This is a genomic window from Corynebacterium minutissimum, assembly GCF_016889765.1.
Classification (GTDB): domain Bacteria; phylum Actinomycetota; class Actinomycetes; order Mycobacteriales; family Mycobacteriaceae; genus Corynebacterium; species Corynebacterium minutissimum_B.
The window spans coordinates 1764331-1789634 of record NZ_CP069533.1; the positions used below are offsets into that span (position 1 = coordinate 1764331).

Below are 25304 nucleotides of genomic sequence, written 5' to 3' on the forward strand. Positions count from 1 at the left end.
CCGAAGTGAACATCGTAACCACATTGTTGTGAAAGAAGTGATGACAGTTAAACTGGCGCCATGACCTTCTGCTCCGATATCCAGGTAGAACCCTTGGCTGGTACCGCTAAGCAAGAATCCGTCTATGTCCTCTTCGAGTGGCCCGCGGCGTGGTCCCGAGATGTGCTCGACGGCCACACTTTTGGCCCCGGCCTGACGGAGAAACTCAAGGGCAAGCTTAAGGGCGTAGCCGGCCTGCAGCTCATCCGCCGTCCAGGCCGCGCTGGGCGCGAGCGCGGTACGGGGCATTTCCGCTGCTTCGTGGTCTGGGCCCGCGAGGGCCTTGTGCAGGACTACATTCTCAACGGCCCAGAGGACATTCTGGACCTTGACTTGGAGAATCCGCGCGGCACGTGCCTGCCGTTGGTATTGGTGTGTACTCACGCCAAGCGCGATGCCTGCTGCGCGGTGAAGGGGCGTCCGCTGGCCGCCTCGCTCGCCTGTGAATACGAGGAGACCGTATGGGAGACCTCGCACACTAAGGGCCACCGTTTCGCGCCTTCGGTGTTGCTCATGCCGTGGGGCTACTCTTTCGGCCGCCTCAACGTGGAGGCCGGCCGCGAGCTTGTGGGCAAGGCGTTGCGCGGCGAGTATTTCTACCCGGCTAACCGCGGCTCGGGGCTGAATACGCCGAAGGGCCAGGTGGCAGAACTCGCCGTGGCGCGCGAGCTTCTCGACGCCTCCGAGAACCTCCACTACGGCGACCTCCACGTCGCCGCGGCGGATGAGCCCGCGGCGGGGGATAGCGTCACCGTGCGTCATAGCGATGGCCGCGCGTGGGTAGTGGAACTCGAAGAAAAAGAGGCCTCCGGCGTCGTCTCCTCCTGTGGAGACGAGCCCAAGACCTCTCGCTTTTATACCGCGCGTCGCGTCTTGCGACGCGGTTAGCGGCGCATAATCTTCGCCGAGAGCCAGTTGCCGAAGAACTGGGCTGCCTGGACCAGCACGATGATGATGAGGGTAGCCACCACGGTGACTTCCCACTCGAAGGCGCGGTAGCCGTAGACGATGGCGAAGTCACCCAAGCCACCGCCGCCGACGTAGCCAGCCATGGCGGACATGTCGACGATGCCGATGAACAGGAAGGTGTAGCCCAGCACCAGCGGGCCCAGCGCTTCCGGAATGATGACCGTAGTGATGATCTTCCACGGCGAGGCGCCCATGGAGCGGGCTGCTTCAATCACGCCCGGGTCGAGCGCCACGAGGTTCTGCTCCACGATGCGCGCCACCGCGAAGGTAGCCGCAATGACCATGACGAACGTGGCGGGTTCGCGGCCGATGGAACTTCCCAAGACCGCCACCGTGAGCGGCTGGACGAAGGCCAGCAAAATAATGAACGGAATCGGGCGAACGAAGTTCACCAGGATATTGATGATGAAGTAGATGACTTTGTTCTGCAGGATTCCGCCTGGGCGGGTGGTGTAGAGCAGGATGCCGAGAACCAAGCCGATGATGCCCGCAAGCACCATGGTGGTGGCGACCATGATGAGGGTGTCCTTGATGGCGTCGACAAGCGTGCCACTTAGACGGCTCCAGTTGGCCTCCGCGAGGTAGGTGACGTTCATCGTTGAATCTCCTCAATGTCGGTGGTGCGCTGCATGTGCGCGTAGAACTCTTCGATAGCAGCATCCGGGCCGTTGAGGCGCACGGTGATCTTGCCAAAGGAATGCTTCTGCAACGTCGTAATACCGCCGTGGACCACGGCAATGGACACGCCCTTGTCCGCGAGTTTGCCGGCGGCGCCGAAGAAGCCGGAGTTTTCGGTTAGGTTGATGGTGAACAGGCGGCCCTCGTGGGCGAGAAGGTCATCGGCCTCAACCACGTCCGGGGTATTGCGCAGCGAGGTGGCCACGAACTTTTCTGCCACGCTGGTCTGCGGATTGGAGAAGACCTCGTAGACGCTGCCGTCCTCAATGACGCGGCCATTTTCCATAACGGCGACCTTGTCGGCGATGGAACGCACGACGTCCATCTCGTGGGTAATAACCACGATGGTGATGCCGAGGTCGCGGTTGACCTTGCGCAGTAGGTCGAGGACCTCGTGCGTGGTAGTCGGGTCAAGGGCTGAAGTGGCCTCATCCGCCAGCAGCAGGGAAGGGTTGTTGGCCAAAGCGCGGGCGATGCCGACGCGCTGCTTCTGGCCACCGGAGAGCTGCTCCGGGTAGTTATTGCCCTTGTCCGCCAGTCCGACGAATTCCAAAAGCTCCTGAACGCGCTTCTTACGCTCCTGCTTCTCGACGCCCTGCAGCTTCAACGGGTACTCAATATTGCCCGCCGCGGTGCGCGAGGACATGAGGTTGAATTGCTGGAAAATCATGCCGATATTGCGGCGGATGCCGCGCAGTTGCTTTTCGGGCATGCCGACGACATCGGTGCCGTCGAGAAGCAGCTCTCCCGACGTTGGGGTATCGAGGCCGTTGATCATGCGCACCAGCGTGGACTTGCCGGCACCCGAGAAGCCGATGATGCCGACAATCTCGCCGGACTCGACGGTCAGTGAGACGTTATCGAGTGCTTTCGTAGTGGTCTTTTTGTTTGTGAAGACTTTGGTGATGTTGCGGAACTCAATCCGGGTGCCTCGAGGGGCGCCAGTGTGGTCAATCACGTGAGGTGTCCTTGTGGGGGTTATGTGAATCGTGTGTAACGGCCAAATCCCCCGGCCACACACTGAAGCGTGAACGCGGGGGGACATGTGGAGTAGCGGGGGCTTAGGCTTCCTCTTCGAGGCGGTCCAGAATCTCCTGCAGCTCTTCTTGCGGGCGGTCCACAGCCACGGCGGTGTCGCCGGAGGACTTCAGGACAGCTTCGGTGACCTTCGGGTCCTTCCACAGCTTGGCCAGCTCGTGGAGGGTCTCGTTGTCAGCATCCTCGGCGCGTACGGCCCAGACGTTGATGTACGGCTCTGCCTCGGTGGAGTTCGGGTCATCCTCTGCCACAGCGGACTTCGGGTCGATGCCCGCGCGCTCCAGGAAGGAGTTGTTGATGACGGCCGGCTTGCCCTCGCCGTATGCGGCCGGGGTCTGGGCGGCGTCGACCGGGGTGACCGTGACCTTGGACTTCTTCTCGTCGATGTCGAGCGGAGTCGGGATCAGCGGGCTGTCCTCCTTAAGAGTGACCAGGCCCTCCTGGGCCAGCAGGCCGATAGCACGGCCCTGGTTCGTGGAGTCATTCGGGATGGCCACTTCCTGGCCCTCAATGTCGGAAAGGTCCTTGTGGTCCTTCCAGTAGATGGCCAGCGGGTAGATCTCGGTGGAGGCGAGCGGGACGAGGTCGGTGCCGTTGCCCTGGTTGTACTTGGCCAAGAACTGCAGGTGCTGGAACTTGTTGGCGGTCAGCTGACCCTGATCCAGAGCCTGGTTCGGGGTGTTGTAGTCCGCGAAGTTCTCCAGCTTCACGTCGTAGCCGGCCTCCTTGGCCAGGTCCTGGAAGACAGCCCATTCTTCCATGTTGGCATCGGTAGTGCCGATGGTGATGGTGGAGTCCTTGGTAATTTCTTCGCCGCCGCCTTTGGCTTCAGAGTCCGAGGAATCGGAGGAGCAGGCGACCAGGCCGGTAGCGGCGATGACAGCTGCCGAGGTGGCAGCAAGTACGCGACGGATGCTCATGATGGGTCTTAGTGTCCCTTCTTGGTTGTGCGGCACGGGGTGAGGCACCGCAGGTGATTACACTGCTCGAAAAACTAGCAACGATTGAACCGCTTTGTCTATTCCGGTAATTGTTCAACGAAAACCTTGACGGGAATGAGTGTTCGATTATAAGGTGTGGGGCTATGAGGTTCAATGGGGGTGCAGCGCTACCGTGGTCCCGCGTCGAGCGGATCTTGTCTGGCCGCCCAGGCCCCATTCCCGTGTCGGTGGAGCATCTGCCGGACGCTACGGACGCCCCGAAGGCGGGGTACTCTGCCGTGCCCTTTGCGGAGCTGCATGCGGTGAGTTCCTATAGCTTCCTGCAAGGGGCCTCTGAGCCGGAGGAGCTTGTGGCGCGGGCGGTCGAGCTGGGACTGCGGGGAATGGCGCTGGTAGATAGGGATGGCTTCTATGGGCTCATGAAGTTTGCGGAGGCTGCCGCCAAGGTCGGCCTTCCCGCTGTTTTTGGCGCGGAACTGAGCCTCGAACCAGCGCCGCTGACCGTGTTGGCGCGCACTCCGGAGGGCTATCGCCGTTTGTCGCGGCTCATCTCCCGTGCACGTATGGAGGCGGGGGAGAAAGATGCGGTGGTCTATCCGCCGTTGGCGGATATTGCGGCGGAGTTGCAGGAGCATTGTTTCTTTCTTGTGGGGTGGGAATGGGCAGAGAAGTTCGACTATCTGAGCGAAAGAATTAAAATAGACAGCATGGTTTTGGAGTACTCCTGTACCCAAGTTCCGGAGGACGTTGACCACCACGCGCTGCTGGATTCCTGCCCGGTTCCGCGCGCTATCGCTACGGCCCGCCCGGCTGCCGCCACACGGGAACACGCGCGGTTGGCTGGGGCCAAACAAGCCTTGTCCCGGCGCCTCGCGCTTGCCGACGCCTCCCCCAACTCCCACCCCATGGGCTCGTCCTGGCTGCGCTCTGGGGAGCAGATGGCGCAGCTATTTCCAGACCGTCCAGAACTTATCGCGGAAACCGTCCGAGTGCTGGAGGACTGCAGCTTCACCTGGGAAGCCCTAGCGCCCAACCTGCCGGATTTTGACGTGCCGGAGGGACATACCGAGATGTCCTGGTTGGAGCACCTCACCTTCGAACGTGCGAAAGCGCGCTACGCCACGCGGCCTAAGGAGATTAGGGAGCGGGCGTGGGAGCAGATGAGGTATGAGTTGGGCGTCGTGAAGCAGCTCGGTTTTCCGGGCTACTTCCTTATTGTGTGCGACTTCGTGGATTTTTGTCGGCGGGAGAACATCCTGTGCCAGGGGCGCGGGTCGGCGGCAAATTCCGCGGTGTGTTTCGCGCTGGGGATTACGAATGCGGAGCCGATTTCCGCCGGCCTGCTCTTTGAGCGCTTCCTTTCCCCGGACCGTGATGGCCCGCCGGATATTGATATTGATATTGAATCAGGCCGCCGCGAGGAGGTTATCCAGTACGTCTACGCCACACACGGCCGCGAGCGTGCCGCGCAGGTGGCTAACGTGATTACGTATCGCCGCAAAGGCGCGCTGCGGGATGCTGCGCGAGCGTTGGGCTACCCGCAAGGTTCGGCCGATGCGTGGTCGAAGGGGATTGCGCCCGCGCCTGACGACGTCGAATCCTTAGCCGAGCAGTTCCTCGGTCAGCCGCGCCACCTGGGCATTCACTCTGGTGGCATGGTGTTGTGTGACCGGCCGATTGCGGATGTCGTGCCCGTGGAATGGGCACGTATGGAGAATCGTTCGGTGTTGCAGTGGGATAAGGACGATTGCGCCGCGGCGGGGTTGGTGAAGTTCGACATGCTGGGTTTGGGCATGCTCGAGGCCCTGCATCACATGATGGACTTGGTGGAGGAGACCACCGGCCGGAAGGTCAACTTGTGGGAGCTGGACCTGGCGGACCCGGAAGTCTATGACATGCTCTGCCGCGCGGATGCGGTGGGCGTGTTCCAGGTGGAGTCGCGCGCGCAGCTTAATACGCTGCCGAGGCTCAAGCCCCGGGTTTTCTTCGACCTCGTCGTGGAGGTAGCGCTCATCCGTCCGGGTCCCATCCAGGGCGGGTCGGTGCACCCGTACCTGCGCCGCCGCGATGGTAAGGAGCCGGTGGAGTATGACCACCCGGTGCTGGAGAAATCCCTGGGCAAGACGCTGGGCATTCCGCTTTTTCAGGAGCAGCTTATGCAGATTGCCGTCGACGCCGCCGGGTTCAGCGGTGCGGAAGCTGATGATTTGCGGCGCGCGATGGGCTCGAAGCGCTCGCCGGCCAAGATGGCAGCACTCAAGCAGCGTTTCTACGACGGATTGCAGGAAACCAACGGGATTGCCGGGGAGGTCGCGGACAAGTTGTGGGCCAAAATTGTCGCTTTCGCCGCCTATGGTTTCCCGGAGTCGCACTCGCAGTCTTTTGCCTCCTTGGTGTATTTTTCGGCGTGGTTTAAGCGCTATTATCCGGCGCAGTTTTGCGTGGGTCTGTTGCGCGCGCAGCCGATGGGTTTCTACTCGCCGCAGTCGCTTATTCAGGATGCACGCCGTCACGGCGTGGAGGTGCTGCCGGCCACCGTCAACGATTCGGGCCGCGAGGCCCGCGCCGTGGTGGGGAAGGATGGCCAGGTACGTATCCGTTTGGGGCTCAACCTCATCAAAGGCTTGGGGGATAAAGCCGCCGACCGCATTGAGGCGGCCGCGCCGTTTGCCGACGTCCCCGATCTCTCCCGCCGCGCCGATCTCACCGTCGATCACGTGGAGGCCCTCGCGGTGGCGGGGGCCTTGGATGTCTTTGGGGTGGATCGTCGCCAAGCGCTGTGGCAGGCAGGTGTGGCCGCGACGGAACAGGCAGGGATGCTACCGGGACTTTCTGCCATCGAGGCGCCGTCCTTGCCGGGAATGAGTGCTTTCGAGCTCATGGCGGCGGATGTAGCAAGTACCGGCGTGACCCACAACCAGCAGCCTATGGAGCAGATCCGCGGGGCGCTGCGTGCCCGCGGCGTCCTGTCGGCGGCGGACCTGCCGGCCGTGGAGGATGGCACGCGCGTGCGCATCGCCGGGGTGGTCACGCACCGCCAGCGCCCTCAGACCGCGGCTGGTGTGGTGTTCTTCGGCCTGGAGGATGAGACCGGGCTGATGAACGTGATGGTCTCGCCCGGCCTATGGGCCCGAGACAAGGTCACCGCCCGCACCGCGCCCGCGCTCATCGTGCGCGGTATCGTGCAGAATGCTTCCGGCGCGGTCACCGTTGCCGCCGACCAGCTGGAGCCGCTGGCCTTCGGCGAGGCCCTTTCGCGCGGCTCGCGAGATTTCCGCTAGGGGTGCTTACTCCTTTGAGATGAGCTCGTCGCGGTTCATTTTGCCGGCCAAGGAACGCGCCACGGAGAAGGGCACCCACACCATGAGCAGCAAGATGATCTTGAGGTAGAGCTGGGATACAAACACGCCGTCCATGATGGGCATAGTCCGCGCGCCCCAGGCGATAAGACCAGTGACTGGCAGCAGGATGACGAGTGCGGCGAGGGAGAACTTGAGGCCGTCGTCGCGCGCTTCGACGTGCTGCTGCATCTGGTACTCATCAAGTTCTGTCCTGGGCAGGTCTGCTGCGTTGATGGTGGCGCGCAGGCGGGCAGTCAACAGCGCGCACAGCAGCGTTCCAAGGCCGGCCACCATGAGTGAGGTGAAAAGGCTCCAGAACTGCAGGGGGAGGGACAGGATGATGAGGCAGGAGGAGAGATCGGCCAGGGTGATGTAGCGCTTGCGGGTCTTAACGGAATCGGGAATAGAGGCGGACATGTGCGGGCTAGTCCTTTCGGTAGATTTCGGAGGACATGGGGGTGAATTCGGTCCGGGAGAACACGGCTTCCACGGGTAGGTTGAAGACTTCGCAGATGTTGAAGGCGAGGTCCAAGCTGGGGGAGTGGTCGCCGCGCTCGAGTGCGCCGATGGTTTGGGGGTTGACCCCGATGGCGTCGGCAAGCTGTGCGCGCGTCATGTCCCGTTCAACGCGGAGCACGCGGACCCGGTTAAAGAGTGGGCGGGTAGGTTTTCTCTTTGGGGACATACATCACAGTGTTGTATAAACCCAACAACTTGTCAAGAGTTCGTGTTAGGGTGTTGGCATGAACCCCGTATCCCCGTCACTCACGAAAGCCCGCTACATTACGAATTTAAGCTGGGATGTTATCCTCGCCGCCCTCGCTGCCGCCGCAGCGTATTTCTGGTGGGACTGGCTCTATTGGGTCGCTGGCGCGCTCGTTGTGTGGGCGCTCTACGAACTGTGGCTCATCCCCGCGCAGGTCAAAAACTTAGGCTGGCAGGAAACCGCCGACGAACTTTTGGTCACCCGCGGCAAAATCTGGCACACCTTCACCGTCGTGCCGTATGGCCGTATCCAATTCGTCGACGTCACCGCCGGCCCCGTGGAGCGCGCAATGGGGCTCAAGAAGGTGAAGCTGCACACGGCGTCGCCCAGCAGCGACGCCACCATCCCCGGCCTGGTTGCCGCGGACGCCGATGCCCTGCGCGAGCGCCTCGCCATTAAAGCCCGCGAGAGGATGAGTGGACTGTGAAAGACCGCGCGCTTGTCGACGTCGACGGCTACACCCGCGTCCACCGCCTCACCCCGTTGCTACGCTTTTGGTCGCTGATTCTGGCGCTGCTCGCCATCTTTGTTCTCAATATCAACGCCTCGATGATTGAGGACGTTGTGTCCTACCTGCAGGGCGGACATCTGGGCGAGGTGGGTCGCGGCACTCTGCTGGGAATCGGTGGTTTTGTGCTGGTGTGTGCCGTGATCTGGCTGGTGTCTGGAGTGTGGTGGCGCAAGCTGGGCTACAAGCTCACCGATGATGAAGTCGCGCTGCGCCACGGCGTGATTTCGACGTCTTTTCGCTCCGCGCGCTATGAGCGCATTCAGGCGGTGGACGTGGTGGAATCCGTCATTGCCCGACTGTTGGGTCTCGCCTCGGTGCGCATAGAGACCGCGGGCGGTACTTCTTCTGTGATCCAGATCCAGTATCTGTCCAAGGCGAAGGCGGAAGAGCTGCGCGCCGAGCTGCTGCGCCGCACGAACGGTGGACAGACTGAGCAGCCAGAACAAGCAGTGGAAGAGATAGCAGAACCGGCTCTCATTCCGGAGATTCCCATCGTGCGCACCATTGCTGCGGAGGCACTGCGACTGCCTACGCTGATTACCGCGCTCATCATCGGCGGCTTGCTCTTCATCCCCGGCATGTGGACCGCACTGTTGCCCATCATCGTGGGCTTTGTGGGCCGTGTGTGGAGCCTGGTGGATTCCTCGTGGACCTTCACCGCGCTTCACGACGCCCCCTCCCACGCCCTCAACATCTCCTACGGCCTTGCCGACCGTCGCCGCCAGACCATCCGCATAAGTCGCATCCACGGCGTGCGGGTAAGCCAGCCTTTCCTGTGGCGGCGCCTCGGCTGGTATGAGGTACACGTGTCCGTTGCTGGCTACGGCACCAAGGGAGGCGGTAAACAGTCCGGCTCGACGCGCATCCTGCCCGTGGGGACCCGTGAGCAAGCGCTGGAATTGCTGGCGCTCATTTCGGACTTGGACCGCGCACAGATCGAGGATTATGCCCGGCCCGAGGGGCACACGCAGCCCACGTATACCTCGCCGCGCCGAGCATGGTGGGTCAGCCCCATTGATCGCAAGCAGCAGTCGGTAACGCTGGTGGATTCGCCTGAGCCTGTCACCATCGTGCATCGAGGCCGCATCAACCGCCGCGTCATGGTGATTGGCACCCCGCATATCCAGGAGCTCACGCTCAAGGTGGGGCCGCTAAGCCATCTTGCGGGCGTGCGTACTGTGCGTTTCGACCTCGTGGCGGGTCCAGTCAGGATGGCGGGTCAGGACCTTACGCCTCATGATGCCTCCGAGCTCCTCACCCGCCTGCGCACCCGCCGCCTTCCGGTTCTGGAAGGCCCGCTTAACGGTCCGCTGGACGGCGAAGCTTAAGCAACACCGGACCCCGGGTGCTGCTGGGGCCCGTGCAGGCTGACGCCGCCGAGCAGGACCCGCAGCCGCCCGATGGGCACGAGCCCAGCGGCTCCATGTCCAGCACGCCGCTGGCAGTGAGGTGTTCCAAGATGAGGTCCACCGTGCCCGGTTCCAGCCCCGTCTCCGCGGCGATGACCGCCCGTGAACGCCCACCGGATTCGATGGCTGCGTGCACAGCCTGGATAGGGGAGGTGGGCATTAGATGAACACCTTCAGAATGTGGAAGGCACCCACCGCCAGCACCCACGCGGTGGCCAGCTGCATGCCGAAGCCAAAGAGCGTCCAGCGCCAGCCAATCTCGCGGCGCTGCGCGGCAATCGTGGCCACGCAGGGAGTGTAAGCCAGCAGGAAGAGCATGTAGGCCCACACCGCCGCCAAGGTATGCCCGCCGGAAGCCTGCTCGAAATCTTCACGCACGTGGTCGCTGAGTGCACTGTGGGATTGTTCTTCGGCAGAGGCGTCGGTGACATCCTCGACGGCATAGGTCTGCGCCCACGTCGAAATCAGCGCTTCCTTGGCTACGAAACCGGTGACCAACGGGCCGGCCAAGGACCAGGAATCGAAGCCAGCCGGGGCAAAGGCCGGGGCGATTGTGCGCGAGACCGCGCCATAGGCTGAATCCTCCGGGGCCGGTGGTTCACCCCACGACGAATCCTGCGCCGCCGCGCCCACCGGGATGGCCATGAGCAGCCACACTACGACCACAGTGCTCACGATGATGCCGCCAGCGGTCTGCAAGAAGCCCTTCAGGCGCGTCCACATCACGCTCAGCGCTAGGCGCACCGTGGGCAGCTGGTAGGTCGGCAGATCAATAACGAGTGCTTCTTCCGGAACCGCGCGCCACAGAGTCTTGCGCAGCGCCAAACCCACGAGCACGAGCAGCGCGATGGAAATGACGTACATGATGAACACCACGCTGCCGGCATGCTCCGGGAAGAACGTGGCCGAGAGCATGACGAAGACCACCAAGCGCGCCGAACACGACGTAAACGGGATGAGCAGCGCGGTCATGATGCGATGCCGCGGGCTGCCCAGTACACGCGTGGCCGAAATCGCCGGCACGTTGCAGCCAAAGCCCACGACGATCGGGATAAAGGCCTTGCCCGGCAGGCCAATGGCCCGCATCAGGCGATCCGTCACCACCGCTGCTCGCGCCATGTAGCCGGAATCTTCCAGCACCGCCAAGCACAAGAACATCAGCGCCATAAGCGGGGCGAAGGTGAGGACCATGCCGGCGCCGCCAATGAGGCCGTCGACAAGCAGGCCCGTAATGAGGGGGTGGCCTAGGCCGATGGCCGCAAGTCCCGCCCGCGCCCAGTCGCTCAAGGGCCCAGACACCAGCGCCTCCAGACCGTCCTGGAGGGGAGCTGCTACCGTCGTCGTGATCTGGAAGACCAGCCACATTACCGCTAGAAACAGCAGGGGACCGACAACCGGGTGCAACGCCACCGCATCGAGGCGGTGAGACAATGGCGTGGCGTGCTCGACCTCGCGTACCGAGGCCTTCGCAGCCGCGTCCAGCTCCGCGAAGCGCCCCTCCAGCCCGGTATCCTCACGCAGCTGTACCGGGTGCTGCGCCAAAGACTCGAGCACGACCTCGCGCAGCTTCTCGACGCCCTCCCGCTTACGCCCATCCACAACCACCACCGGGATGGAGGTGACCTCGGCCAACGCAGAGGCGTCGACGACCTGTCCCTGGTTGAGCGCCACATCCGTCTTCGTCAACGCGATGATGAGGCGGTAGGGCTGTTCCGCTAGCTGGAGCGCGACATTGAGGCCGCGGGCTACGGCGGTGGCATCGACGACCACAACAACGGCATCGGGGCGCTCGTCCTCCGCGCACTCGATGAGCATGGCGCGGGTCAGCGCCTCATCCGGGCTGAGTGGATCGAGCGAATAGGTGCCGGGGAAGTCGATGAGATCGGCCGTGCGCTCACCTAGTTTCCACGCGCCGCGACTGACCTCAACGGTGGTCCCGGGCCAGTTGCCGGTTTGGGCCTTCGCGCCGGTCAGGGCATTAAACAGTGTGGATTTTCCGGAGTTAGGGGAGCCAACGAGAGCGACGATGGGTGCGCCGGCAGGGGCAAGCGCGCCGCCCGGATCGCCGTGGCAGCTAGGGGCGGAGGCCATGGCTAGACCTCGATGGCCTGAAGTGTTGCCTTATCGATGGCGTAGCGGCACGTGCCCACCGACACCACGCGCGCCCCACCCGCCACGCGTGGGCCCATGGTCAACGTGGCGCCGGGGCGGATCCCCAGCTCACCGAGACGCACTGCCAAAGCGGCGTCGCACGTGCAGGAAATACATTCTTTACCCAAGGTAACGGTGCATCCCATGGGGATGGCGTCGGCAGTTTGCCGTGGGCACCCAGACAACATATCGGTCGGCTCTCTTCCTATCCTGTTTACCCATATAGGGTACCCTAAGCAAAGATAGGCAGGTCTAGTCTTTGGGGTGAGAATCTTAGGTGATCCTCACCACGTGGCGCGGTTTCGCCACGGTGGAGCCGGATTAGTAGGTCCAGCTGCCGACCTGACGCAGCATCTGGCGGTTCTTCAGGCGCGAGCGGCCCAGCTTGCGCGACATCCGGTCCAAAATACGGATGGCCTCCGTGATATGCGGGCCCTTGTTGAGCATGACGCACTCGGCGCGCAGCGCATAGCCGGCGTCGGTGATTTCGGCACGTGAGGGAAGGCCGGTCTTCGCCAAGGTCTCCAGCACCTGTGTGGCCATGATGACGGGGATGTGCGCGGCCTCCGCGAGCTTCATGATGCGCCCCGGAACCTGCACCATGCGCTCGAAGCCCAGCTCCACGGCGAGGTCACCGCGGGCAATCATGATGCCGAATTTCTCGTGGCGCATGCCTTCCAGCAGCACGGTGCCCAGTTGCTCGTATGCTGGCACCGTTTCGATCTTGAGCACAATACCCAGCTCGCGCACGCGCTGCGCTAGCTCCTCGGTTTCCTGTGCCGCGGCAATCTCCTCGAGGGTGTCGAAGAGAAAAGCCACGTCACTCGGCGTACGGATGAAAGATACGGCCGCGATGTCGCAGTGCGTGGCGACGAAACGCAGCGCTGCAACATCGTCCTCAGTAAGGCTGGGCAGCGGAACATCGGTATCGGGCAGATTGATGCCCTTATACGCCGCCAGGTTCGTGCCGGTGGGCCCGGCATGGTCGATGGTGATGACAGCTTCGCGCTCGGCCCCGTTGTCCCGAACCTCGGTAACGCGGCCGGAGATGGCGCCGTCATCGAAAATTACGGCGTGCCCCACCTCGAGCGCGGTGACCACCTCCGGGAGAGTACAACCAATCGTCGTCACCTCTCCCTCCACGACTCGCGCCGGCTCCTGCGACGTGCTTAAGACCAGCTCGTCTCCGCGGTGCAGGCGAATCTTCTGCTCGAGCGCCGGAACCCCGTGCACCTGCGTCGTCGCCGATTCATGGCTGAAAACCGTGCCTTCCGCCAGATAGCAATTGCGCTCGCCGCGCAGCACAGCAACGCCGTCCTCGACAGACTCCACGGAGAAGGTTCGCGAACGGCCGCGGGCCTCAGCAAACCGCACCTCATCGCCCGGCTCCAGCGCAGCTACCCACTCGGAGTCTACTTCGAGTGGCACGGCCGGCCGCGCCGCGCTTGCCGACGCCTCCCTTGCCACCTCCTGGGCTTCCTTGGCCCGGGAGACGTCGGAAAGCACCAGCGTCGGGTAGGTCAGAAGCTCGCCCGACGCGGTGCGTTCACCACGCACACGGATAACCTGCGGCCCCGGCTCGATGGCACCAGTGCGCACCTTGGGGCCGGCGATATCGCAGGAAATGAGAATCTCGCGCCCTACCTCCTCGGCGGCGCGGTGGACGTTCTCAACCATCTTTTCCCAGGCGGCCTCACCATCGTGGGCGCAATTGATGCGGGCTAATTCCATGCCCGCGCGGGCAAAGTCCAGAACGAGGTCGTAGTCTTCGGCGGCTTCGGAGGGCAATGTCACCATGATGCGCGCGTGCGTGCCGTCCTGCGTGGGGCCAAGAAGTGCCTGCGTGTTGGCATCGAGGATGTCATCGGCATCGGCATACGCCGAGGCGATGGCCTGCATCGGGTAGGTCAGGGCTTGACCGTCGAAAGCATCAAGCACGTTACGGGCCGCATGTAGGCGCTCCAGCACCGCCGGCTCCGGGTGGCTCAAGCTCGTCGCGCCCAACGCACTGAGGCCTTCTTGCAACTCCACCGCGTCTTGGGAGCGCAGTGCCATGTAGCGCACCAGGTTCACCGCGCCGGGCCGGTGCGTGGGCGCCACTCGGGCAATCTGCTCGGCGTACTCGGTCGCGGCGTTTTCAACGCGCAGGGTGAGGGAATCAAGAAGTGGGCGCAAGTTCGACATGGTGCTCCTTCGTCGTGGCTGTCACCCACATTGTGCCGCGACTTCCTAGACCGCGCCACGGAAGCCGAGCTGCCGCCAGGCCTCATACACGGCTGTCGACGCCGCGTTAGACAGATTCATCGAGCGCCGCGCCGGCATCATGGGAATGCGCACGCGTTCGGTGACGCGCGGGTGGAAGGCGTGTTCCTCTGGCAGGCCGGTGGGTTCGGTGCCGAAGAGGAGGACATCGCCCTCCTGGTATTCCACGTCGCTAAACCACTTATCCGTGTGGGTCGTGAAGGCGAAGACGCGCGCGCCGGGCAGAGCCTCCATGCAAGCGTCGAAGTCCTTGTGGATCTTCAGATCTGCCAGGTCGTGGTAGTCCAGGCCCGCGCGCTTGAGGTGTTTGTCGTCGAAATTGAAGCCCAGCGGCTCAATGAGGTGCAGGCGCGCGCCCGTGACGGCGGCGGTGCGGATAGCGTTGCCAGTATTGGTAGGGATCACGGGGTTGTCGAAGACAATGTGCAGGCGGCTCATAAGCATCAGTCTAGGATGGTGGGCATGAGCGCTACCAAACTAGATGGCAACCTGTACCGCGACGAGATTTTTGAGGACCTGGCCCAGCGCGTGGCCGCCCTTAAAGAGAAAGGCATTACCCCGGGTCTGGCCACGGTCCTGGTGGGCGATGACCCGGGTTCGCATTCTTATGTGAAGATGAAGCACCGCGACTGCGAGAAGCTGGGTATTAACTCGATTCGCAAGGACTTGCCTGGCGACGTTACCCAGGAAGAACTCGAGCGCGTCATCTCAGAGCTCAACAACGACGACGCCTGCACCGGCTACATCGTGCAGCTGCCGCTGCCGAAGCACCTGGATGAAAACCGCGTGCTGGAGCTCATCGACCCGGCCAAGGACGCCGATGGCTTGCACCCGATTAACCTGGGCAAGCTGGTGCTCAACGAGGACGCCCCGCTGCCGTGCACGCCGAACGGCTGCATCCACCTGCTGCGCCGCTTCGGAGTGGAGCTTAACGGCGCAAAGGTGGTCGTCATTGGCCGCGGCGTGACCGTGGGCCGCCCAATTGGCCTCATGCTTACCCGCCGCAGTGAGAACTCCACGGTGACGCTGTGCCATACCGGCACCAAGGACCTTGCGGCTGAGACTCGTCAGGCTGACGTCATCATTGCTGCGGCCGGCAAGGCACACATGCTTACTGCCGATATGGTCAAGGAAGGTGCCGCGGTTCTCGACGTCGGCGTCTCCCGCGTCGACGGACAACTCGCCGGCGACGTCGCCGAGGACGTGTGGGACAAGGCCGGTTTCGTCTCCCCTAACCCGGGTGGCGTGGGCCCGCTGACGCGTGCATTCCTAGTGAGCAACATCGTCGAGCGCGCTGAGAAGCTGGCCGCGCAATAAAGCCGCAGATGACTACGCAGGGTCCACGGGAGGGGCGTCGAGAAGCGCCGGCAGCGCCGCCGGTGTCCTTGTCGAACCCACACGACGCGCACCTGAAGCCTTCGCCGTTGCCCCCGGCAGTGCAGTGGGTCGCCATTGGGTTGTTCGTGGCTGCGGTGGCGGTATCGGGAATCTATGCGGTATCCGAGCACTGGCGGCGCGCCACCATGCTGCTGGGAGGGGCGCTTATGTGGCTTACGGTGGTGCGCCTGACGTGTGATTCCTCGCGGGTCGGCGTGCTGGCGGTGCGCTCGCGGCGCTTTGACGCCTGCTTTACCGGGGCCTTGGGCGCGGCGATGGTGTTCGTGGCCTTTTCCATCGACGCGCTTGGATCATGACGCGTGTGGCTCCTAAAAAGAGCCAAACGGCTCTATCAGATGAAATACTCGTCGCCCACGTAGGCCGGTCCCACATCAAGGCCATTCGGGGCTGACAGCAACAAGAAGTTGCGCAGGATGCGGTTCATCTGGCGAGTTTCGGTGAGGAAGGCATCGTGGCCGACGGGGGAGACAATCTTGGCCATGGCCAGCAGCTGGTTGACGTTGCGGGAGATGTGTTCCTGCTGGTGATAGGGGTAGAGAATGTCGGTGTCCACGCCCACGACCATGGTCGGCACCTGGGAGGCGGCCAAGGCCTTGATGAGCCCGCCGCGCCCGCGGCCGACGTCATGGCGGTTGAGCGCCTCCGTCAGCGTGACATAGGAGCCGGCATCAAAGCGTTCTGTGAGTTTCTTCCCCTGGTAGTCCAGGTAGGAGTTCACCGCAAAACGCTGAGTGAGCTGGCGGTGCGGGCCTAAGGGGTTTTCGCCCTGCTGCGCGGAGGCACCAAAGCGCTCATCGATTTCCTGCTCGCCGCGATACGTCAGGTGCGCGATGCGGCGCGCAGCGGCGAGGCCATCGCGCGGGGTTTTGTCCGTGAGGTAGTAGTTTCCGCCGTGCCAGAAGGGATCGCGCTCGATGGCGGAGATTTGCGCGGACTGGATGCCAATCTGCCAGCCGGAGGCCCTTGCCGAGACCGCAATCACGCACACCGCGGACACGCTTTCCGGGTGCATGAGGCTCCACTCCAGCGTGCGCGCGCCGCCCATCGAGCCGCCGATGACCGCGTGCACGCGCGAAATGCCCAGGTGCGTCAGGCAGTCGTGCTCGGCCTCCACCAAGTCCCGAATGGACAGTGCCGGGAACCGCCCTCCCCATGGCTTGCCATCCGGGTGCAGGCTGCTCGGCCCGGTGGAGCCATTGCATCCGCCCAGCGCATTGGTCGCGATAACGCACCAGCGCGTGGTGTCCAAAGCCTTGCCAGGCCCCACCAAGTCGGACCACCAGTCCGCCACGTTGGAGTCTCCGGTGAGGGCATGCTCGACGAGGATGACGTTGTTGGTCCCGTCGGGGTCGCCGGCGAAGGTACCCCAGCGTTGGTAGGCCAGGGAGGCGTCGGCAAGCACGGCGCCGGCTTCCGTGGTGAAGTCACCGATGGGGACGTGGGCGAGCTCGCCTTCGGGCGCGAGTTCCGGAATCGGGTTAGCCAATGGCCGCGAACCCGCGCTCGAGATCGGCGATGATGTCGTTGACATCCTCGATGCCCACCGACAGACGTACCGTGGCCTGCGTAATACCCGCGGCCTTGAGCGCCGCTTCGTTGGACTGGGAGTGCGTAGTGGTCGCCGGATGCACGACGAGCGAGCGGGTATCGCCGATGTTGGCCAGGTTCGAGTGCAGCTTTAGGGCGTCGATAAACGCCCATGCCTCCTCACGGCCGCCGTCAATGTCGAAGGAGAGCACGGAGCCGGTGTAGGCGTACCCCAGCTTCTCCTTGACCTCCTTATACGGTGAGGAGTCCAGGCCGGCGTAGTTGACCTTCGTGACCTTGGCGTGGGACTCTAGGTACTCAGCCACGGCCTGGGCGTTGGCATTGTGCTTATCGACGCGCAACTGCAACGTCTCAATGCCATTCAGCGTCAGCCACGCATTGAAGGGCGAAATGGCGGCACCCGTATCGCGCAGCAGGCCCGCGCGCGCCTTAATGGCGAAGGCCGGCGCGCCGAGGTCAGCGTACTTGAGGCCGTGGTAAGCCTCGTCCGGGGTGACGAAGTAAGGGAAGACGGGGTCGCCGTCGCGCTCGACGGTCCAGTCGAAGGAGCCACCGTCGATGATGGCACCGCCGATGGCCGAACCGTTGCCGGTGTAGAACTTCGTGGTGGAAACTACGACGATGTCCGCGCCCAGCTCCAGCGGGCGGGCCAGCGCGCCGGTAGCGATGGTGTTGTCCACGATGAGCGGGACCTGGTTCTTGTGTGCCACCTCCGCGATGGCGGGGATGTCGAGGACATCGGCGACCGGGTTGCCGAAGGTCTCGCCGTAGAAGGCCTTGGTGTTCGGCTGGACGGCTTCTTGCCACGAGGCCGGGTCATCCGGGTTCTCCACAAGGGTGACGTCGATGCCGAGGCGCTTGAGGGTGACGGTGAATAGGGTAGAGGTTCCGCCGTAGAGGCGCGGGGAGGTGACGATGTGGTCGCCGGCGGAGGCGAGATTTAAGAGGGCCGCGGTTTCAGCTGCCTGGCCGGAAGCAAAAGCCACGGCGGCGACGCCGCCCTCGAGGGACGCGAGGCGCTCTTCCAACGCGTCCTGCGTGGGGTTGGTCAGGCGGGTGTAAATCGGGCCTGCGTCCGAGAGGTTAAAGCGGTTGGCCGCGTGCTCGGCGTCGTTAAAGACATAGGACGTGGTCTGGTAAATCGGCACGTTACGTGCGTTGGTGGAGCCGTCCAGGTTCTGGCCGGCATGGAGGGAGCGGGTGGCAAAAGACCACTCGTTTACTGCGGAATTGTCGTATTTGGTGCTCATGCTTGGCAACGGTAGACCAAGCGGTTCAGAACTGTAAGTGACCTACCGGAAAATGCAGGCGAGCGGCGGAATAAAAATAGACCGAGCGGTTGATTGATGATCGTCTCATCGTGTTCGAAGCTCCCCAACGGAGTTGATAGATCTTTTCCAGTTTCGTGGTCGGACAAGCATGTAGGCGATAAAATTTAGAAAACCGGAGGAGCGTCTTTATGGTGTCTACTGTTGATCGCGGAGTGTTGCTGATACATAGGTTCGTGGTCGGCTTGGCAGTCATAGTGTCCTGCGGGGCGGCGCTTGCCGAGTGGAGTGCCATGAGTCTTCTTTGGCTGCTACTGGCCTTGGGGATGACTATCTCTAGTATTTGTCCACGAGTTTCCATAGCGATTGTTTTTGCTCTGTTTCTTATCCTTAACGCTCAAGGGCTCAATGGATACGCGTTGAACGCGGTCAGTGCATTGTTCATTTGTTGCTTAGCTGTTCTCGGTTTTGTGCGAACGGGGCTTGTAGGAATATTTCTCGTTGGATATGTTCCGCTGGTGTTTGTTCTTTTTCCTTCCTGGGCAGAACCAGGAGAACCATTTTCTACGTCCCTTTTTGCGGCGTCAACAACAGTGATGGGAATTGCTGGGCTCTTATGGGTACTAGGATTTGGCTTGCAGGCAACGGTGAAACGAAGCACCGATGTCCGGCGTGAACAAGAGGAATCACTGCGGGAGTACTTGCATGACAATGTGGGTAATCCATTAAGCATTGCCACGTTGGGTGCGCAATTGGCGGCAGCTCAGCATGGTGATTCGGGGCAGTTAAATCTTGTTATGCAGGAAGTTCAACGGGCTGCTGAGGCATTATCACATGTCGCAAGCCAAGCGGGGAAAGGCCGTAGACGCACTGTTCGAGGCGCGGCGATGGAATGGGCTGACAAGATGCAAGCATGTGGATTGTCCCCGTCAGTGTCGGTGGAGAGTAGCGCGGGAATTTCTGAAGTGCACAAAGCAGTTCTTCTCAGAGCAATGGATGAGCTGTGCTCTAACGTGATAAGGAATTCCGAAAAGGGAGCCGTAGTTTCACTCAGGCTTGAATCGAATCGGTCGACCCATGCTTTAACTGTCTCTAACGAGCTTTCATCATTGGGGCACCCTGCGGGTGTCAGTGGGATGGGAATTGGCTTAGACAATCTCGAAAAGGTTGTACGCGCGCACGGCGGAACAATGGTAGTGAAGAGGGAAGCACATCAATGGGTCAGTGAGATCCGGCTTGAACATGAAGAAAGCGGTGAAATCGGGTATGGGAATATCACTGCTTATCGTGGAAGATGAAAAGAAGTACGCTGCGCTTCTCCAGTCGATTTTTTGGAACCACCCCGATATTTCACATGTAGAGACAGTCCATGATGCTGAGACTGCCGCCGAAAAGCTGAGGGAGTCAACCTACGACGTTGTGCTTACAGATTTTCGCCTTCCAGGGGCTGATGGCTTTGAATTGATGTGCTCTCAAGACAGGGGCGAGAAGGCGCCTCCGTTCGTCGTAATGACCTCCTTTGACACCGATGAAGCGCTGCTTGAAAGCTATTCACTTGGGGCAATGGGATATGTTCCCAAGACGGCTGGCCCCGAAGCTTTCGTTTCTAGCGTTGTTAATGCGGCTGTGGGTAAAAAGACCATCGAGGCCGATGTGGCACAGCGGATTCTTGCGAACAGTTTTGGCTCACCGAGAGTGCAACATACTCAAAAAATGGTTCGACGATTAAAAACCGAAGATCAGAGGGTTCTACGCCTGCTGGTAGAGGGGCACTCAAACTCCGAAATTGCTCATCAGCTCCACTACGCGGAATCAACGATTAAACAAAAGGTACGCGTGCTGTTCGATCACTTTGGTGTGACCTCGAGAACCAAACTTATTGCCCGGCTCCAGGGTGTCCCTCTTGGACTTTTGCGCTGAGAGTTTGGGATTCTTGGTCCCGAAGCGGCAGTGGGTGGGACCCTTGTTCTGATTTAGGGCCTTTTCCTATTTTTCTTCCTCCGGCGGAGGTCATCAAGCCCCTCGGCCGAATTGCCTACTTTCGTCGGTGAAAGGACGAAAACTCTTGCAGGGAGTTAATGGCGCCACAGATACTGTGCCTGTCAGTTATCGAAAGAAGGGAATCCTGAAATGAAGAAGCTTGCCTTGGGCGCTGTCGTGTTTAGTGGGGTGATCGCCATGCAGCAGTCAGTCGCAGTTGCGCAGGAGCGACCTCACGAAGTTTCCGTTGAGCAGCTGCTGCAGGTCAATGGCAATGGGTACGAGTCCAATTTTGAAGCTGAGCTTGAGCCTTACAAGTATTCGATTGGCGCAGAGATGCCCCTGATCGATGTGGAGAGAGCAAAAGAAGATGGGCTATCTAGCGAGGCAATTCAAGTAGCAATCTATTACAACGATATCGTCTCGCATGATTACGGTAGCGGGCCCAGAGACCGTGCTTCTCTAGCCGATAGGTGGAACTGGTGTGGAAAGTACCGGACTGGAGGGAACGTACTAAATAGTGCGGATGGAGTGTGTAAGCGTCACGATTTATGCCTAGCTAATGCAGGAAATCAGAGGGCAGCAGAGATCGCGTGTGATAACCAATTCATTGACGGGATGAACAAGGTCAAGGGAAGCTACCGCGGCGCTGATCGCGTATATATTGAAGCTGCAATTCTGGCAATTAAGGGAGCCCGAGTCTGTCGGCCGGGCTGCTAAAAAGTTAAGAGCGATGAAGTAAAGAGGAGTGTGACAATGCTAGGCCTGCTTTTTGGAGTTTTGCCACTATGCGCTGTAATCGGGCTGACATGGTTCGTTGTGGCTAATTCACAGAACTTTGCGCTCCGAATCCCCTGGATTGGAGCCTTAGCCGGGCTCGGTATTGCCCTGTGGATTGTATGTGCTCCCGAAGCCGTGAGTGATTCCTGGTGGGAATACCTAGTGCCGCTTTTCCTTGTGGTGATTGCCGCTTGGGTGGGGGCGCTGCGTCGTCCTTCTATAGCAAATTCGATGGTGGAGACCAGCGCTGCTTCGGCAGTGGTTGTAGCAGGGCTCGTCATTTATTCGCTGGCTGACAAGGGCGATGGAACCGGATTGGATGCGGTGGCCTTTGTTCTTTATTGGTTTGGGATTTACCTTCCGGGAACTCTGGTCGGCACGCTTCTCGGCGGACTAGCCAGCCGCCGGAAAGCCTAACCTTAGTTACACTAGAACAGCTTCGCCGAGCGCGGGGCGCTGATAGCCGGTCACGCCGGCGCGTTGGAGCATCCCATCGGTTACGCGCTTGCCGACGTCCGACAGCACCGCATCATGTATCGGCATCGTCAGCCGCGCACCGATGCGCATGGCGTAGTCCGCAGCGTCCGCCCCGCGCACCCAGGGCCCAGCGATGGGGAGCAGCAGAACCTCAACTGTGCGTCCCTCAGGGACACACCACTGATCACCCGGGTGGAGCACACCGCCGAAGAAATAACCTAGGTTCTCCGGACGTGGGATGTTCGGGTGGATTTCCTCGTGGAGGCCGCCCAGAGCCTGAATCTCAAGGCCCAGAACCGTAAACGTCTCACCCGCATGTACGACGGTGCCGGAGCCGAGGGCGTCGATAGCCTCCTGCGTTCCCCACACCGGCAGGTCGCTAGCCCGCACGACGTCGACGTCGAGGTGGTCTCCATGCGCGTGCGTGAGCAGCACCGCTTTGGCGTCCTCAAGACAGCACAGGTCGGAGAAGGGGCCGGGGTCGATGACGATGCGTCCCTGGGGCGCCTCGACGGCCACTGTGGATTGTCCATGCAGCGAAATCTCCATGAGCCCCACGCTAGCCAAAAGTAAAGGAATACAGTGAGAGCCCTTCGCTAACCTCCAGCTCGATGGTTTCGGTGTGGTTCTCGGGATCCCGGATGAGATCCACCGTGCCGTCCTCGGTGATGTCGAAGGTGCGAACCGAACCATCGGCGCGATGCAGGCGGATGGTTCCGCGCCCAGAAGTGACCAGCTGTACCCATCGGGCATGGTAGTTGAGGCGCAGGCGGGCGTTGGGGCCGGCACTAATGGGCTGGTCAGCAAGCGTCCACGTGCCGCCCAGTGAATACTGTTCCAGCAGGGGATTCCCCAGAGTGAACTGGTGCGTGCCATTGCGGTAGTCGGCATGGGCGAAGAATTGCGCGCGTGCGGTGCCGAGGTACGTCTCCGGTGAACGCGGCGCGCTGTTGTGAGCATCGGCGGCCTCAATCGGTTCGGGTAGAGCCACGGAGGGGTCGCGCTCGATAAGAAGCTCACGAATGAGGCGCTCGGTCTCGGCGTAATCACCCTCGCCATGGTGGGAGTGGCGTAGCATGCCGTGCTTATCGACGACATAATGCGCCGGCCAGTACCGATTCTCAAAGTTCTTCCAGGTGGCGAAGTCGTTGTCCTGGGCCACCGGATACTCAATGCCCTGCTCGCGGGCCGCTCGGCGCACGTTGTCGGCCTCGTGCTCGAAGGCATACTCCGGTGCGTGGATGCCGATGATGTCGAAGCCGTAGTTCTTGTAGTGCGCATAAAGCTTGGTCAGGTGAGTGTTGTTGCGCTGGCAGTTGATGCACGCGTAGGCCCAAAAATCGATGAGCGTGACCTTGCCGGAGGTGCGCGGATCGATGGGGGCATCCGTGTTGAACCAGCCGGTCAACCCCGCGAACGCGGGCACTGGGGTTCCTTCCGCAGTGAGGGCGGCCTGCTCAACGGGGGCGGCACCGACGTTGATGCTGGGGAGTTTTTGTTGCAGCCAGGCGGGTGCGCCCAGGGAGATAGCGCCGGCCATAGCGATCACCACAATTCCCGCAGTGATGCGCACCCCGCGCTGGTGGGAGCGGAAAGCATCGACGCGTTTGCCCACTTCGTTGCCGCCTAAGGCGAAAGCTAGCAGCGGGATCGCCACGCCGAGGGCGAAGGAGAGGCAGAGGGTGAGGATGTGGGCGTCGACAGTCCCGGTGGCACCCGCTACGGAAATTGCGGCGAGTACGGGACCTGCGCAGGGAACGAAGACCACGCCCATAGCTAGGCCGACGATGAAGCCTCCCTTGTCGCGGGCTTTGGCTTGCAGGCTGCCGGCTTTCGGGAGCTTCTGGAAGGGCCACTCGAGGATGTCCTGCACGCGGGGAAACACCATTCCCAGGCCCACGAGAACGAGCAGCGCGATTCCCACCTTCCACAGGATGTCGCCGGGCAGGCCCAGGGCATTGAGCAACGTTGTGGCAAAGAGCGTGACGAGGCTAAAGCTCGTCACCAGCCCGCCGACGACCTGCCATGGCCGCCACCGTGAGCCGCCGCTGACTGCGAGGACGAGAGGTAAGACGGGCAAGATACAGGGCGAGATACCGGTGATGAGACCACCGGTAAACCCGATGAATAGCGTTGATAACATCCTGTGCTCCTTCGCTTGTAGTGCGGTATGGGTATGCAATCAGTTCGGAGCACAAGCGCTACACGGATTGGTGTGAAAATCCTCCAATCCGTTTCAGCGGGTGGCTCCGAATAGTGAGATACAGGGCCCGGAAAGGCCGGACCCGAAAGCTTGAAAAGGAGCACCGAAATAATGAAGAAACTTGTGACGACCGCCGCTGCGCTTGCCGTTGCCGCCAGTGGGCTGGTTGCCTGCAACGACAAGAAGGAAGATATGGATATGATGCCCAGCTCTGAGATGTTGGCTCCCAGCTCTGACGCCATGATGTCGGATTCCATGATGACCGAGGACAAGATGAGCGAAGAAATGAGCAAGTAAAACTGCCATGCCTGCCCCGCTGCTGGAGGTAAGCTCTACATCTGTGCCTGCGTTGTCACCTGATGAACACGCGCGGCTGAACCACCTGCTCGTTCAGACCGCTGCGGCAGACAAGCATGCCTTCAGCACGCTCTACGACGCCCTCGCGCCCACCGTCTACAGCGTGTGCCTGAGCGTTCTGCGCAATCCTGCCTTGGCAGAAGAGGTGGCCCAGGACGTCTTCGTGGAGGTGTGGACTTCCGCGGCGAAATTCGACCCGCAGCGGGGAAATGCCCGCTCGTGGGTGGGTAGGTTGGCGCATGGGAGGGCCGTCGATAAGCTGCGCAGCCACGTTGCTGCCGTGCAACGCGATGATCGCGATGCGATGCTGGCCCAGGCCACCTTCGCTGAGACGCTTGAAGATAAAGCCCTCGGAAACGTCGAAGCGCAGCAGCTGCGCCAGGCCATCGACAAGATCGGGGAACCGCATTCCACCGCGGTGGCCCTCGCGTTTTTCGATGGCCTGACGCACGCTGAACTGGCAGAATCAACGGGAGTACCGCTGGGTACGGCGAAAACGCGCGTGCGCGATGGTGTTAAGAAGTTAAAAGCGGTCCTCGGAAAGGAGGGAAGATGAGCAATACACATGAGTTTTCTGATGAGACTTTCGATGACTTCCTCGATTCCCTCCCCGAGGTCGAACCGCCGGCGCGGATGAAAGATGCCGTCTTTGCGAAAATCGACGCCGCTAGTGATGCCGAGGTTGTGGAGCTTCCACGTCGCCGCTGGCGGGCTTTCGTGGCGGTGCCAGCGGCCGCGGCAGTGCTCGTGGTGGGCGTGGTGGCCGCGCCGCAGCTTCTGCAGTTGGACCAGCCCGATACAACGGATAGCGCGCGAGTAGAAGCCGAATCGCCCGGCGAGAAATCGATGCACGACATCATGGGTGCAGAGGATCTCATGCAGGGCAATGCTGATGCTTCGGGCGCGCAACTGGATATTGTTTCTTCGGCGTCGATGGCGAAATCCGGCGCGATGGTGGATGGCCAGCCGCATCTCGCTGACGGCATGGGCGCCCAGGTGTGGGCCGTCAGTGCTGACGGTGAGATGGCCTCAGCAGGGGTTATCGGCCAGGACCCACACGATGGGGTGTGGATGCCCTTTGAAGGGGCGGCGGTCAAGGTCATGGTCACCGAGGAACCTGCGGGTGGCAGCGAGCAACCCACCGGTCGTACCCTCGCCACCGTTACCTTGGCCAGCGCTGGCTAGGAC

General features: G+C 61.7%; 27 protein-coding genes. 13 read left to right on the forward strand and 14 right to left on the reverse strand.

From position 1 onward, the window contains the following. Positions 1–60 precede the first annotated feature (60 nt). The gene (locus I6J26_RS08300; protein ID WP_115021205.1) at positions 61–927 is read left to right on the forward strand and encodes a sucrase ferredoxin; all 867 of its coding nucleotides are present in this window, start codon (positions 61–63) and stop codon (positions 925–927) included. Here the strand turns inward: I6J26_RS08300 and I6J26_RS08305 are convergent. The 3 genes from I6J26_RS08305 to I6J26_RS08315 form a co-directional block, all read right to left on the reverse strand. After that, the gene (locus tag I6J26_RS08305; protein WP_115021206.1) at positions 924–1604 is read right to left on the reverse strand and encodes a methionine ABC transporter permease; all 681 of its coding nucleotides are present in this window, start codon (positions 1602–1604) and stop codon (positions 924–926) included. The two genes, I6J26_RS08300 and I6J26_RS08305, sit on opposite strands and share 4 nt — an antisense overlap. Beyond that, complete coding sequence (locus tag I6J26_RS08310; RefSeq protein ID WP_115021207.1) at positions 1601–2644, reverse strand: methionine ABC transporter ATP-binding protein; 1044 nt, start codon at positions 2642–2644, stop codon at positions 1601–1603. Before I6J26_RS08310 ends, I6J26_RS08305 begins: the two co-directional genes overlap by 4 nt. Positions 2645–2747: 103 nt before the next feature. Then, positions 2748–3644, reverse strand: coding sequence for a MetQ/NlpA family ABC transporter substrate-binding protein (locus I6J26_RS08315; RefSeq protein ID WP_115021208.1), 897 nt, complete (start codon positions 3642–3644; stop codon positions 2748–2750). 164 nt (positions 3645–3808) lie between these two features. Here I6J26_RS08315 and I6J26_RS08320 point away from each other — a divergent pair, with 164 nt between their 5' ends. Beyond that, positions 3809–6946: an error-prone DNA polymerase gene (locus tag I6J26_RS08320; protein ID WP_115021209.1), complete on the forward strand. Its 3138-nt coding sequence runs from the start codon at positions 3809–3811 to the stop codon at positions 6944–6946. 6 nt (positions 6947–6952) lie between these two features. Here the strand turns inward: I6J26_RS08320 and I6J26_RS08325 are convergent, their stop codons facing one another. Further along, on the reverse strand, positions 6953–7423 hold the full coding sequence (locus I6J26_RS08325) for a hypothetical protein (protein WP_115021210.1): 471 nt from the start codon (positions 7421–7423) through the stop codon (positions 6953–6955). Between the two features lie 7 nt (positions 7424–7430). Next, positions 7431–7691, reverse strand: coding sequence for a helix-turn-helix transcriptional regulator (locus I6J26_RS08330; RefSeq protein WP_115021211.1), 261 nt, complete (start codon positions 7689–7691; stop codon positions 7431–7433). Positions 7692–7749: 58 nt separating this feature from the next. On the opposite strand from I6J26_RS08330, the gene I6J26_RS08335 reads away from it, so the two are divergent. Together I6J26_RS08335 and I6J26_RS08340 are read left to right on the forward strand one after the other, a co-directional pair. Continuing rightward, entirely contained in the window at positions 7750–8199 is a 450-nt protein-coding gene (locus I6J26_RS08335; protein ID WP_115021212.1) for a PH domain-containing protein, read from the forward strand. Continuing rightward, entirely contained in the window at positions 8196–9611 is a 1416-nt protein-coding gene (locus I6J26_RS08340) for a PH domain-containing protein (RefSeq protein ID WP_115021213.1), read from the forward strand. Before I6J26_RS08335 ends, I6J26_RS08340 begins: the two co-directional genes overlap by 4 nt. Here I6J26_RS08340 and I6J26_RS08345 read toward each other — a convergent pair. From I6J26_RS08345 to I6J26_RS08365, 5 genes are all read right to left on the reverse strand, one after another. Next, on the reverse strand, positions 9583–9852 hold the full coding sequence (locus I6J26_RS08345) for a FeoC-like transcriptional regulator (protein ID WP_115021214.1): 270 nt from the start codon (positions 9850–9852) through the stop codon (positions 9583–9585). The two genes, I6J26_RS08340 and I6J26_RS08345, sit on opposite strands and share 29 nt — an antisense overlap. Further along, positions 9852–11783 carry a ferrous iron transport protein B gene (gene feoB, locus I6J26_RS08350; RefSeq protein WP_115021215.1) on the reverse strand — a complete coding sequence of 644 codons (1932 nt, stop codon included), beginning with the start codon at positions 11781–11783 and terminating at the stop codon, positions 9852–9854. The genes I6J26_RS08345 and feoB overlap by 1 nt, the downstream gene beginning before the upstream one ends. 2 nt (positions 11784–11785) lie before the next feature. Continuing rightward, positions 11786–12031, reverse strand: coding sequence for a FeoA family protein (locus I6J26_RS08355; protein ID WP_083306697.1), 246 nt, complete (start codon positions 12029–12031; stop codon positions 11786–11788). 133 nt (positions 12032–12164) lie between these two features. Next, the gene (locus tag I6J26_RS08360) at positions 12165–14027 is read right to left on the reverse strand and encodes a pyruvate kinase (RefSeq protein ID WP_115021216.1); all 1863 of its coding nucleotides are present in this window, start codon (positions 14025–14027) and stop codon (positions 12165–12167) included. 45 nt (positions 14028–14072) lie between these two features. After that, entirely contained in the window at positions 14073–14543 is a 471-nt protein-coding gene (locus tag I6J26_RS08365; RefSeq protein WP_115021217.1) for a tRNA (cytidine(34)-2'-O)-methyltransferase, read from the reverse strand. 24 nt (positions 14544–14567) lie between these two features. Between I6J26_RS08365 and I6J26_RS08370 the strand changes: the two genes are divergently transcribed. Both I6J26_RS08370 and I6J26_RS08375 read left to right on the forward strand, forming a co-directional pair. Further along, positions 14568–15422, forward strand: a complete 855-nt coding sequence (locus tag I6J26_RS08370) for a bifunctional methylenetetrahydrofolate dehydrogenase/methenyltetrahydrofolate cyclohydrolase (protein WP_070511410.1) — start codon at positions 14568–14570, stop codon at positions 15420–15422. A gap of 8 nt (positions 15423–15430) precedes the next feature. Continuing rightward, positions 15431–15799 carry a DUF3017 domain-containing protein gene (locus I6J26_RS08375; RefSeq protein WP_070511412.1) on the forward strand — a complete coding sequence of 123 codons (369 nt, stop codon included), beginning with the start codon at positions 15431–15433 and terminating at the stop codon, positions 15797–15799. A 35-nt stretch (positions 15800–15834) separates the two neighbouring features. On the opposite strand, the gene metX is transcribed toward I6J26_RS08375, so the two are convergent. After that, positions 15835–17034 carry a homoserine O-acetyltransferase MetX gene (gene metX, locus I6J26_RS08380; RefSeq protein WP_239121748.1) on the reverse strand — a complete coding sequence of 400 codons (1200 nt, stop codon included), beginning with the start codon at positions 17032–17034 and terminating at the stop codon, positions 15835–15837. Then, the gene (locus I6J26_RS08385) at positions 16982–18301 is read right to left on the reverse strand and encodes an O-acetylhomoserine/O-acetylserine sulfhydrylase (RefSeq protein ID WP_115021218.1); all 1320 of its coding nucleotides are present in this window, start codon (positions 18299–18301) and stop codon (positions 16982–16984) included. The genes metX and I6J26_RS08385 overlap by 53 nt, the downstream gene beginning before the upstream one ends. A 311-nt stretch (positions 18302–18612) precedes the next feature. On the opposite strand from I6J26_RS08385, the gene I6J26_RS08390 reads away from it, so the two are divergent. From I6J26_RS08390 to I6J26_RS08405, 4 genes are all read left to right on the forward strand, one after another. Next, positions 18613–19617, forward strand: a complete 1005-nt coding sequence (locus tag I6J26_RS08390) for a hypothetical protein (protein WP_147279309.1) — start codon at positions 18613–18615, stop codon at positions 19615–19617. Further along, a complete protein-coding gene (locus I6J26_RS08395; protein ID WP_115021219.1) occupies positions 19562–20239 on the forward strand; it encodes a response regulator transcription factor in 678 nt (225 codons plus the stop codon). Before I6J26_RS08390 ends, I6J26_RS08395 begins: the two co-directional genes overlap by 56 nt. A gap of 210 nt (positions 20240–20449) precedes the next feature. Then, positions 20450–21019: a hypothetical protein gene (locus I6J26_RS08400; protein WP_039673899.1), complete on the forward strand. Its 570-nt coding sequence runs from the start codon at positions 20450–20452 to the stop codon at positions 21017–21019. Positions 21020–21118: 99 nt separating this feature from the next. After that, positions 21119–21496 carry a hypothetical protein gene (locus tag I6J26_RS08405; RefSeq protein ID WP_147279311.1) on the forward strand — a complete coding sequence of 126 codons (378 nt, stop codon included), beginning with the start codon at positions 21119–21121 and terminating at the stop codon, positions 21494–21496. Positions 21497–21502: 6 nt separating this feature from the next. Here I6J26_RS08405 and I6J26_RS08410 read toward each other — a convergent pair whose 3' ends face one another. After that, entirely contained in the window at positions 21503–22105 is a 603-nt protein-coding gene (locus I6J26_RS08410) for an MBL fold metallo-hydrolase (RefSeq protein WP_115024228.1), read from the reverse strand. A gap of 10 nt (positions 22106–22115) precedes the next feature. Further along, positions 22116–23699, reverse strand: a complete 1584-nt coding sequence (locus I6J26_RS08415; protein WP_115021221.1) for a cytochrome c biogenesis protein CcdA — start codon at positions 23697–23699, stop codon at positions 22116–22118. A gap of 171 nt (positions 23700–23870) precedes the next feature. Between I6J26_RS08415 and I6J26_RS08420 the strand changes: the two genes are divergently transcribed. The 3 genes from I6J26_RS08420 to I6J26_RS08430 are packed head-to-tail and all read left to right on the forward strand — an operon-like array spanning position 23871 to position 25301. Continuing rightward, complete coding sequence (locus I6J26_RS08420; protein ID WP_115021222.1) at positions 23871–24056, forward strand: hypothetical protein; 186 nt, start codon at positions 23871–23873, stop codon at positions 24054–24056. A 7-nt stretch (positions 24057–24063) separates the two neighbouring features. Then, entirely contained in the window at positions 24064–24672 is a 609-nt protein-coding gene (locus I6J26_RS08425) for a sigma-70 family RNA polymerase sigma factor (RefSeq protein ID WP_115021223.1), read from the forward strand. Next, a complete protein-coding gene (locus I6J26_RS08430; protein ID WP_115021224.1) occupies positions 24669–25301 on the forward strand; it encodes an anti-sigma factor in 633 nt (210 codons plus the stop codon). Before I6J26_RS08425 ends, I6J26_RS08430 begins: the two co-directional genes overlap by 4 nt. Positions 25302–25304: the final 3 nt, after the last annotated feature.

Bases quoted from the DNA above. Each gene is read 5' to 3' on its own strand.
- I6J26_RS08365 (WP_115021217.1), bottom strand. From the start codon at position 14,543: ATGAGCCGCCTGCACATTGTCTTCGACAACCCCGTGATCCCTACCAAT.
- I6J26_RS08355 (WP_083306697.1), bottom strand. From the start codon at position 12,031: ATGTTGTCTGGGTGCCCACGGCAAACTGCCGACGCCATCCCCATGGGA.
- metX (WP_239121748.1), bottom strand. From the start codon at position 17,034: ATGTCAACGACATCATCGCCGATCTCGAGCGCGGGTTCGCGGCCATTG.
- I6J26_RS08395 (WP_115021219.1), top strand. From the start codon at position 19,562: ATGAAGAAAGCGGTGAAATCGGGTATGGGAATATCACTGCTTATCGTG.
- I6J26_RS08420 (WP_115021222.1), top strand. From the start codon at position 23,871: ATGAAGAAACTTGTGACGACCGCCGCTGCGCTTGCCGTTGCCGCCAGT.
- I6J26_RS08330 (WP_115021211.1), bottom strand. From the start codon at position 7,691: ATGTCCCCAAAGAGAAAACCTACCCGCCCACTCTTTAACCGGGTCCGC.
- I6J26_RS08430 (WP_115021224.1), top strand. From the start codon at position 24,669: ATGAGCAATACACATGAGTTTTCTGATGAGACTTTCGATGACTTCCTC.
- I6J26_RS08325 (WP_115021210.1), bottom strand. From the start codon at position 7,423: ATGTCCGCCTCTATTCCCGATTCCGTTAAGACCCGCAAGCGCTACATC.
- I6J26_RS08315 (WP_115021208.1), bottom strand. From the start codon at position 3,644: ATGAGCATCCGTCGCGTACTTGCTGCCACCTCGGCAGCTGTCATCGCC.
- I6J26_RS08415 (WP_115021221.1), bottom strand. From the start codon at position 23,699: ATGTTATCAACGCTATTCATCGGGTTTACCGGTGGTCTCATCACCGGT.
- I6J26_RS08320 (WP_115021209.1), top strand. From the start codon at position 3,809: ATGAGGTTCAATGGGGGTGCAGCGCTACCGTGGTCCCGCGTCGAGCGG.
- I6J26_RS08360 (WP_115021216.1), bottom strand. From the start codon at position 14,027: ATGTCGAACTTGCGCCCACTTCTTGATTCCCTCACCCTGCGCGTTGAA.
- I6J26_RS08385 (WP_115021218.1), bottom strand. From the start codon at position 18,301: ATGAGCACCAAATACGACAATTCCGCAGTAAACGAGTGGTCTTTTGCC.
- I6J26_RS08400 (WP_039673899.1), top strand. From the start codon at position 20,450: ATGAAGAAGCTTGCCTTGGGCGCTGTCGTGTTTAGTGGGGTGATCGCC.
- feoB (WP_115021215.1), bottom strand. From the start codon at position 11,783: ATGGCCTCCGCCCCTAGCTGCCACGGCGATCCGGGCGGCGCGCTTGCC.
- I6J26_RS08300 (WP_115021205.1), top strand. From the start codon at position 61: ATGACCTTCTGCTCCGATATCCAGGTAGAACCCTTGGCTGGTACCGCT.
- I6J26_RS08335 (WP_115021212.1), top strand. From the start codon at position 7,750: ATGAACCCCGTATCCCCGTCACTCACGAAAGCCCGCTACATTACGAAT.
- I6J26_RS08390 (WP_147279309.1), top strand. From the start codon at position 18,613: ATGAGTCTTCTTTGGCTGCTACTGGCCTTGGGGATGACTATCTCTAGT.
- I6J26_RS08370 (WP_070511410.1), top strand. From the start codon at position 14,568: ATGAGCGCTACCAAACTAGATGGCAACCTGTACCGCGACGAGATTTTT.
- I6J26_RS08425 (WP_115021223.1), top strand. From the start codon at position 24,064: ATGCCTGCCCCGCTGCTGGAGGTAAGCTCTACATCTGTGCCTGCGTTG.
- I6J26_RS08375 (WP_070511412.1), top strand. From the start codon at position 15,431: ATGACTACGCAGGGTCCACGGGAGGGGCGTCGAGAAGCGCCGGCAGCG.
- I6J26_RS08410 (WP_115024228.1), bottom strand. From the start codon at position 22,105: ATGGAGATTTCGCTGCATGGACAATCCACAGTGGCCGTCGAGGCGCCC.
- I6J26_RS08305 (WP_115021206.1), bottom strand. From the start codon at position 1,604: ATGAACGTCACCTACCTCGCGGAGGCCAACTGGAGCCGTCTAAGTGGC.
- I6J26_RS08345 (WP_115021214.1), bottom strand. From the start codon at position 9,852: ATGCCCACCTCCCCTATCCAGGCTGTGCACGCAGCCATCGAATCCGGT.